Annotated in this window: 6 protein-coding genes; 3 read left to right on the forward strand and 3 right to left on the reverse strand. The window is 45.4% G+C overall.

Annotation, left to right across the window (positions count from 1 at the left end):
• Positions 1-152: 152 nt before the first annotated feature.
• From AC3A8L_RS16990 to AC3A8L_RS17000, 3 genes are all read right to left on the reverse strand, one after another.
• On the reverse strand, positions 153-1919 hold the full coding sequence (locus AC3A8L_RS16990; protein WP_487963465.1) for an endo-1,4-beta-xylanase: 1767 nt from the start codon (positions 1917-1919) through the stop codon (positions 153-155).
• A 330-nt stretch (positions 1920-2249) separates the two neighbouring features.
• Positions 2250-3902 carry a hypothetical protein gene (locus tag AC3A8L_RS16995; protein ID WP_487963466.1) on the reverse strand — a complete coding sequence of 551 codons (1653 nt, stop codon included), beginning with the start codon at positions 3900-3902 and terminating at the stop codon, positions 2250-2252.
• A gap of 102 nt (positions 3903-4004) precedes the next feature.
• Positions 4005-5831 carry an alkaline phosphatase PhoX gene (locus AC3A8L_RS17000; protein WP_487963467.1) on the reverse strand — a complete coding sequence of 609 codons (1827 nt, stop codon included), beginning with the start codon at positions 5829-5831 and terminating at the stop codon, positions 4005-4007.
• Positions 5832-6311: 480 nt separating this feature from the next.
• On the opposite strand from AC3A8L_RS17000, the gene AC3A8L_RS17005 reads away from it, so the two are divergent.
• The 3 genes from AC3A8L_RS17005 to AC3A8L_RS17015 all read left to right on the forward strand — a co-directional run bounded on the left by AC3A8L_RS17005 (position 6312) and on the right by AC3A8L_RS17015 (position 8844).
• Positions 6312-7331 (forward strand): glycosyl hydrolase family 18 protein, encoded by a 1020-nt coding sequence (locus AC3A8L_RS17005; RefSeq protein WP_487963468.1) that lies wholly within the window; start codon positions 6312-6314, stop codon positions 7329-7331.
• A gap of 116 nt (positions 7332-7447) precedes the next feature.
• Positions 7448-8392 carry an SPFH domain-containing protein gene (locus tag AC3A8L_RS17010; protein WP_487963469.1) on the forward strand — a complete coding sequence of 315 codons (945 nt, stop codon included), beginning with the start codon at positions 7448-7450 and terminating at the stop codon, positions 8390-8392.
• Complete coding sequence (locus AC3A8L_RS17015; protein ID WP_487963470.1) at positions 8392-8844, forward strand: NfeD family protein; 453 nt, start codon at positions 8392-8394, stop codon at positions 8842-8844. The genes AC3A8L_RS17010 and AC3A8L_RS17015 overlap by 1 nt, the downstream gene beginning before the upstream one ends.
• The last annotated feature ends 326 nt before the right edge of the window (positions 8845-9170 follow it).

The following is a 9170-nucleotide window of genomic DNA, read 5'->3' on the forward strand; positions in this document are numbered from 1 at the left end:
GTAAGGATGTCGAGATCGAGCATTAGTGGATGAAATATTGTTTCCTCGTCCCTAATGACACATAAAAAAACCACCGACTATGCGGTGGCTTTGAGGTTTTCAGTTTTCATAGGCCTACCTCAGTAAGCCTACGAAAAGGTGCGTAATAGCGGTTAGGTGTCTGTACCGCAGGCGGCAGCCCCGTTACCGTTAAAGTATTCACGCAACCAAAGCATAGCCGCTTTTTCGGTGCCATCGGCGGTGACAATACCTGAGCGTTCAGTGTTGCGCCACGTTTGCCCTTCGATGTAGCCCCAAAGCGTAATGCCTTGAACGCTGGGGTGTTCCCACATCGTTGGAAATAAAGCTTTGTAGCGTGCACATTGATCCATGCCGGTATCATCAATATCCAATTCAGAAATATACAGCGGTACATTAAAGACACTGAAACGATCAAGTTCGGTAACAATTTGTGCGGCTGAAATACTATTCCAAGAATCTAGTCCATTAATGCTGAATGCATGGGTTTGGAAGCCAATCCCGTCAATTAAGTTGCGGTCGTTGAGTAAGCCAATAATGGTTACATAATCTGTAGAGTTAGTGTTGGAGCCATTTATAGCATCGTTAATAATGTTGTAATCATTGATTAACAGCGTGGCATTAGGGCAGTACTCCCTGGCTTTTTCGTAGCTCCAGATTACCCAATCCCAACCCGTGGTACCGGCACCACCGATGGCATTGCGATAGGACGCGGGCGCATTTGTGGGTTCGTTAACAACGTCGATCATGTGTTTGAAACCATTCTCAGCGGGGGCGTCGTAGCGCTCACAGTAAGCTTGAATAAATTCTTCGACTTCAGCTAATTGTTCGGCTTCTGTAAGGCCACCAATCCAGCTTGGCTCTTGGCTACCCCAAACAAAGGTGTGTCCTTTAAATGGCATGCCATTCACTTTGGCGTAAGCGTAGGCTCTATCTAGGTTGCCCCAGTTCATGAAGTCGCGGCTGCCTTCTACGGCATCCCATTTGCCGGCGTTTTCGGGTGTTACTTGGTTCCAATAGCTGCCATAGCTGGCAGGAATAGAGTTGGCAATAATATTTCCGAGGAATTTCGCTTCCCCTGCGGCTAGCCCACCTGTTGCTGTTGGATCGGGTTCAGGGTAAACGAGTGAGTCGTCACCGGCTGTACCTAAAATAACCATGTCATCAACATAGTAGGATGCAGTGACGCTAGGCGATTCTATATAAGCATAAACGCCAGTAGAGGTGCCAGTGGGAGTATGCACATAGGAGCCGCTAAGTTTTACCCAGTCATCGGCAGTAGCACTTGTACTATCGACCCCGGTGTAGTTGGCGTTGCCGTCATCATCGGTGTAATTAACCGTAAGGCTAACCGTCTCGGTGCTTTCGCCTGCGGCCATTTTTACCCAAACTTCGAAAGAGTAGGTTTCGCCGGTGGCGAGATTACTCAAGTTAATCAATGGGGCATTCCAATTGGCTGTACGGCCACTGACAAGAATACTGAATGAGCCGCAATGTGCTTCGGCATCACTTTGTTCTGCCGTAGCGCCTTGAGCGCCCCAAGGGGATAACCCGTCCTCTGCGCCGCCATTTACAGCAAGGTTGTTTTCAACCGTAGCGCAAGCATTGGCTGCAGAAGACATTGACATGGCGCTGCTAGATTCTGCCGCGGCGCTACTGCTCGAAACTGCTTCGGAGCTACTCATTGCGACTGAAGAGCTTGCCATTTCGGAGGACTGAGCACTTGATAAAGCGCTGCTCATAGTAGAGCTCATAGCAGAACTCATAGCAGAGCTCACAGTAGATGAGCTGCTTGAATCTTCATCATCGTCCTTACAGCCAGTAAGGGCTAAGCTTAAAGCTGCAATAGCGATAAGGCCTTTCCTTTTGTTGTTGGGGGGCGTATTCATCAGTGAAAGCATCGAGATCTCCAGCGAAGGTTAGGTACTGCTGAGCGAGGTGTGTCAGCAGTGTTTAATCAAGTGTATTAGAGTTTAGACACTGAGAAAAAAGTTGCCATGCGCTGAAGAAAAAAATGTTGAACTCACTTTAGGGACGAGGCAATAATAGTTTATCCAATTAGGCGAAGAGATCGGCTTTCTTATCGAGGCGTTTAAAGCGGCGCATGCCGGGGCATGTAACGCTTTAAGCAACGAAGGTAAGGATGTCGAGATCAAGCATTAGTGGATGAAATATTGTTTCCTCGCCCCTTAAATGCACTTAATGTGATGCTTTTTTAACTATTTCTCGCTTCACCAGTCGAGTCGTATATCCCATGCTTGTACTTTATTGGGAGCTAGCGTTGGCGTATGCTCATTTATACTTCGGTGTACATTCACAGCGGGGGTAAGATTAGCATCGCGCCCGTAAATGTAATCTTGATCTTGCACTATGGTTAAATAGGCTTTATTTAAGGCTAAAGCGCGTTCTGGTGATGGAGTAATTAGTGTATAAACATCTGAGTCTGCAAGTTTGTCTGAGTTTAAACTTCCATCTGGATTAAACCATTTCTCTGTCATTTCGTCGTTTTGCCGGAATTCATTGCCGCCGCCAACGGTTTCTAAATAATGTGCAATTTCACCGATATCTCGGCCTAACGTGGGCACATCTGCCATCCCTTTTAAATTTATATATCCCCAGCCATTCTCCCCAGTCACTTTGCGAGAGAAAGAAAATGTTTGGTCAATGGTGGTTCCAATCGTACTGTGGCAGCCCATGCAAAAAAGTGTTTCTTCGGAGTCCTGCGTGCGTAGTTGTCCATTTTTATCCTCAATAAACCCAAGTAATGTCCAACCAAAATTGTTACTCATTCCTCTATCTTCGCGGTATTCGTACTTAGGCAGCTGCCCGTCTATTTTTTCTTGTTGCTCATTTCCGTAGGCGGATAACAAACTGGCGGAAGATAAAAATACGTGTTTACGCATGTAACGTACTTCTTTCATTCTGGGGGGCACGATAATGTCACCATTGTTGGATACGCCAACGTAGCGCACTGTGTGTAAAAACTCAGTGTCTTTTGGATATAGCATGGTTTTTACCGAAATATTATTTGCGGCGCCGACATAGTTTAAAGGGCGTAATATCTCACGAACAGAATCTTCTAAAATGCCGTTGCTATTAAGATCTTGACACAATGTTTTTTCGTTAATGCTTGGGGTCGATAGCTGACTTAAATCTTTAATAGCCATTTCGACAATGGCGAGGTTGGCTTGATAGGCATTGCGTGAATAATTTTGAGACTCTTCAATACTGGCTTCACTGCAGTTCGATGTGCGAAAAGCTTTTGGTAGGCGAATCATTACGTCATCGGTGGAACCGTTTGTGGGCCAAAAGGTACTGGGTAGTGGTTTGTAATTAAACGCTACCCAGTGGCTATCATCTTTGGCAAAGCCTTGGTCATCAAAAGCGTCTTTACCTAAGGCGAGGTTTGTCAGTTCTGGAATCGGTCCTTGCCAGTCATCCATTCGTTTAAGTTGGCTTATAAACGGCGAATAGTTGTCTGTATTAATGTAATTAAGAATGTCGCTGTCACTGATTTGAGCAATGCGCTCACTACGATCTTCAAATAAATTTTCCCAGTGATTAATCAGTCCTGTCTCTGAAAATGCGTACTCCATTTGAAGGCCTAAATCATTCATTGCATTAGGACGGGAACCAAAGGCATAGCTCTGATGACAGGTAATGCACGGGTTAAAATTTTCTTCGTGCTTGGTATAGCACTGTGGGGGTATTACGGCTTCGGGGTTGTGTATTGTTTGGCTGGGGTTGGGTCGAATGTTATTGGGTGTAAGCAGTTCTTTTTGTGGGATTTCTTGCTGTGTGTTATTACCTTCTTCAATAATCGGAGTGTCGCCATTACAGGCGGAAAACAATAAGCAGGCGCTAATAATAAAAGACATTCTCATGGTGGTACCGTTGAAATAGCAAAAAATACAAAAACCTCTAAAGACAGGTGATCTAAGTCATCTGGCTTTAGAGGTATAAAGAAGAATTGTCAGGGGTTAGGTTTAAATGGCGGGGTCGTCAAATACCCATACCATATTGTTTTGATGGTTGCCGGTATCTTCACCGATTAATACGCGGCCATCATTTAAAATAACGAGGTTGTCCGGGTTGGAGATATTGTTGATATTACAACGATTAGTACTGCGATCTGGGTAGTAGGGGCCACCAACAATCGCAGGAATCATATGGGTGGCGTCTATAGTACCTTCATTGTTCTTGACCAGTTTCATACGATAAACCAAACCGCAGTTACCGTGAGTGCCGTCCAGTTGAATGCTGCCTTCGTCGTCTGCCATGGCGCCAGTGTATGATGACATTGCCATATACATATAAGCTTGTGCACCATCGGCAGTACCGTTATTCCACCAGTTACTGGCAAGCCCGTAATTGATATTTACGCCTTCCATTTTATTAAATTCACCGGTTGCGCCTAAGGCAATTGCCGCTTTACGCGATTCTAAAAATGCAGGGCGGTCGTCACTAAATGGGCTTGTAGCAACGCTACCGTCGGTGTCTAAATCGGTACCGGTTTTGGCTTCAGCCCAGGCATTAATTTCGACTTCAGTTATGTGCTTAGCTTCGGCTAGGGTGCCATCATAAGAGCGTACAACGGTTACAAGCTCTGCATCGCTACCGTGCGCTAGCTCTATCCACTCAATCGCAAACGCAGCTTCGGCTGGGTCATTAACACCGCTGGTTTGAGTGACTTTAGCCGCGTACAAAGTGCCTGCACTTAAGTCACCTGCGGTATCGGCGACAAATTTAAAGAATACAACACCGCCACCATCATCACTTAAAAATACGGTTTTTTGATCGGGCATAACTACCGGGTTTTCATGGGAAAAACGGCCCATGGCAAAACGCTTTTCCATTTCGATATTGGCAACGGTTGATGCGGTAGCTGTGTTGTTCGTACCTATTTCTACGATGTAACCATAGTCATATGGGTTGGCCCAAGCTCCGGAGCCATCCACGGGTAAACTTAAGTAGCGGCTAACAGATGCAGCGTTGCTGTTGTCAGCATCAAACCAATCAGGGGTGTTATCAAAATATAGCTCCTCTGCGGTTAGTGGTGTATTCCACGGGCTAACACTGCCAAAGCAGTTTACCCATGTGCCATTAACACTAGAGAAATCTAACATGCCTTCTTGAGTCACCGATTGATAGCCGGAAGCATCTAAGTTATCGACGTGAATACGGCTCATGCCACCGGGGCGGTCTTCCCAGTTTGTGAACACGTAATAGCCCGTGCTGCCATCAGAAATAACGCCGTTAAAGTCTGGGTCGTTTGAGTTTTTAAGCACTGTCATACCATCTGCAGAAACAATATCGCCCATAGTATTATTGTCGGCTAGCGCTACATCTTGCTGAGTAAGTACTTGGTAGTGTCCAATAGCGGTGTTTACTACTTCTTTTTCGCTTTCTAGAATAGGTGCTGGTAGTTCGGCTACCTGACCTAAATTGTTAAAGTCGGCACCAACGACCACACCGACAGTGCCTTTTGAGAATACCATTCCGTCTTTATCTAATGTGTCGTTAGCTGAGTTTGGGTGTTGGACATTCAAGAAAAATGTACCGTCGTTATTGAGGTACATACCGGTGAATTCAGCGCCTAACGGCGCACTCGCTAAGCGAATTAAGCTTGCTCCAGAAACACCTGTATCACCTTGCTCGCCGATTGTTCCTACGGCGCCTGCTGCTCCAGAGCTACCCTGTTCGCCGACTTTACCTTGTACTCCGTCATCACCATCACTGCAGCCTATTAGGCTCAAGGTGGCTGTAGATATTGCGGCAGCAATAAGTACGCTGAGCGTTTTGCGTTTCATCATGTATCACCTAATTTATGGATGTCTGAAAATCACTTCAAATATGGATTTGAACAAGCTGGCCTTAGGCTTGAGGCCAAACCAAGCTTGTGGTCACGCAGGCTAGACCCTAACGTTGCATTAACTTTTGGCACAGTATCGCTTCGCTGCTTCTGTAGCAGCATTTCTAGCGTCGTACTCAATTTTTATGGATCTCACCTAGAGTGACTAGTATCAATCCAAAAAAATCTCCGTTCAAAGCTATAAATACCACTCTAAAAGCTCCTGAGCTCAAAACATAATGCAACGTTAGGGTAGAGATAATATGTGACAACTGGTTGAATGTTTTAGGGCAATTAGGTGATAGTTTTATGTCGGTAATATGACGGTGGTATCATCATTGGTTGAGGGGTGTACCCTGCATACAATGATAATGAGTGAAGGAAATATATGAAGCTGTTGCACTTAATATGTGAATCCAATAGGTTAAAGTTAGGGATTTTTTTGTCGGTTTTGTTGATGGTTGCATTAACGGGTTGCAGCCGCGATACACGCTGCAAGCCAATTATTGCGGCATATCCGACTTGGCCAGTAGAAAATTTTAGCCCTAAAGATATTCGATGGGATTATTTGACCCATTTAGGTGTTGTTGCCATTTATCCTTTAGATGATGGCGGCTTGAATACTGTGGATGCAGATGCGTTGCTTCCTGAATTATTAACACTAGCGCATGCCCATAATAAAAAAGTAATTATTTCTGTCGGTGGTAATGGCGAGGCTGGTAAAGGTTTTTTGGCTTTAACGAAAAATAAAGCAACGCAACAGGCCTTTATTACCAATATTGTTAATTATGTTAATCGCTATGGACTAGACGGCGTTGATATTGATTGGGAGTATTGGACGTATCAAAATGAGGAAGGGAAGGGCGGTAATGATCCTATCGAAAGCCGGCGCTTGGTTAATTTACTTAAAGCATTGCGGGAAAAATTGCCTGCAGAAAAATTATTAACCGTTGATGTTTTTGTGGGTGAGTGGGTTGGCTTGCAGTACTTATCGGAAATTGAGCAATCTGTCGATTACGTCAACCTTATGGCTTACGATTTTACCGGTGCTTGGTCTGAATCTCCTATTGGCCATCATTCGGATTATTCCACATTTAAGCGCGCATTGGCTTTTGCTCAGTCGCAGGGGTTTTCAAAAGAGAAGCTTATAGTGGGTTTGCCAACCTATGGTATTGAATTTAAAAATGGGGGCAATGAATCGATAAAGCATTGGGCTTATCGCGATATTATCAAGCAGGTCTCTCCGGGTGATAATGCGAGTGAACTGCTTGAGAGGGGCCGTGAAAACAATCTCTACTTCGAAACCCCAGCACTCACCGCCAAAAAGGCGCGTTTAATCCAGCGAGAAGGCTATGCGGGCGCCATGTTGTTCGAGCTGACCGGCGATACGCTAAACCCCGAGACCAGCTTGCTGAAGCGGGTATACGATAGGTTGCAGGCGCAGGGGTGCCAAAGTGAGTAGGTAAAAGTGAATAGGTAGTTGTCGCGAGGTTTCCCTTGCTTATTTGCCGGCATTACATGTAATATCGCGGCAGCACTACACTATGCAGTGCGCCTCCATTCACTAAGGATTGAGCTATGAATATAATTTTTGATTATTTGTTAACGTTTCAGTTTGCATTTTTTGTTTTTATTATTGTTGTTTTAAAATCCTCTATTAAATTTGTACCGCAAAACCGTGCTTGGATCGTTGAGCGTTTTGGTAAATTTCAATCGTCTAAAGAAGCTGGTTTGAACTTCATTTTCCCATTTATCGATAAGGTTGCAGCGGATCGTTCGCTTAAAGAGCAGGCTTACGACATTCCCAGTCAAGGGGCAATTACCAAGGATAATATTTCGTTAACGGTTGATGGAGTGCTGTATTTCCGAGTTTTGGATCCGTACAAGGCGACTTACGGCGTCGAAGATTACACCTTTGCAGTTACGCAATTAGCGCAAACGACGATGAGGTCGGAGCTAGGTAAAATTGAGTTGGACAAAACTTTCGAGGACCGAGATGCTTTAAATGCTCAAATCGTTGCTGCTATTAATGATGCTGCTGAAACTTGGGGTGTTGCCGTTTTACGCTACGAAATTAAAGATATCGTACCGCCAGCTTCTATTATGCATGCGATGGAATCACAAATGCGTGCTGAGCGTGAGCGACGTGCCAAAATTCTAGAGTCCGAAGGCGAGCGTCAAGCGGCGATTAACATTGCCGAAGGTGAAAAACAGTCGCGTGTACTCGCTGCCGAAGCCGAGCGTACCGAGCAGGTGCTTGCCGCCGAAGGTGAGGCCGAAGCCATTAAAACGGTTGCCGATGCACAAGCGCAAGCCTTGCAAGTGGTTGGGCATGCTGCAGCAACGGATGAAGGGCAAAAAGCGGTGCAGCTAGATTTGGCAACTAAAGCGATAGAGGCTAAGCGCGCGATTGCGAAAGAGTCGAGCATAGTGCTGTTACCCGATAGCAGTACAGAGGCTTCAAGTATCGTTGCTCAGGCTACCAGTATAATTAATGCATTAAACGGTGGAGGTAAAGTGTAATGGAATCGCTTGGCGAATACATACCACAGCTTATGATTACGGCAGGTATTATCCTGCTGGCTATCGAGGTGGCTGTATTGGGCTTTACGACGTTTATCTTATTCTTTGTCGGCGTATCGCTGGTTATTACGGGTGCTGTTTGTTGGATGGGTATAATGCCGGCAACATGGCCCGTTATATTGCTATCCAATGCGATATTGTCTACGGTGTTAGCGGGTGTGCTATGGCGCCCGTTACTGCGCCTACAGGGTAAAACAGAAGATAAACAAGTTAAGAGTGATTATGAAGGCCATCGCTTTGTTACCCCTGACGTTGTGAATAAAAGTGGCGCCACACGCTATACCTTTTCCGGGATTCAATGGAAGTTGAAAAGTGAAGCTGAAATTTCCGCCGGTATAGAGGTGGAAGTGATTAAAGCTGAAGTTGGTGTGTTGTGGGTGACGCCGGTTTAATTGAATATCGCTAATTGTTAGATAAGGGACAAGGAAACAATATTTCATCCACTAATGCTTGATATCGACATCCTTACCTTCGTTGCTCAAAGCGTTACATGCCTCGATAACTGCTCCATGCGTTATCCTAATAACCTGCTTCCCTGCAGGCCCTCTTCGCCTAATTGGATAAACTATTATTGCCTCGCCCCTAATGGCGCATCGTGTTTCTTACGCGATGCGCCATTTTAGTTTCTATCCCCCCATAAAAAATCCTGGCTAGCATGTGCTATAAGGGGCGTGCATGAAATAACTTCCCGTTTTTGAATTCCTGGGTGCACGCTTGC

It is taken from the genome of Marinagarivorans sp. (genome assembly GCF_982758155.1).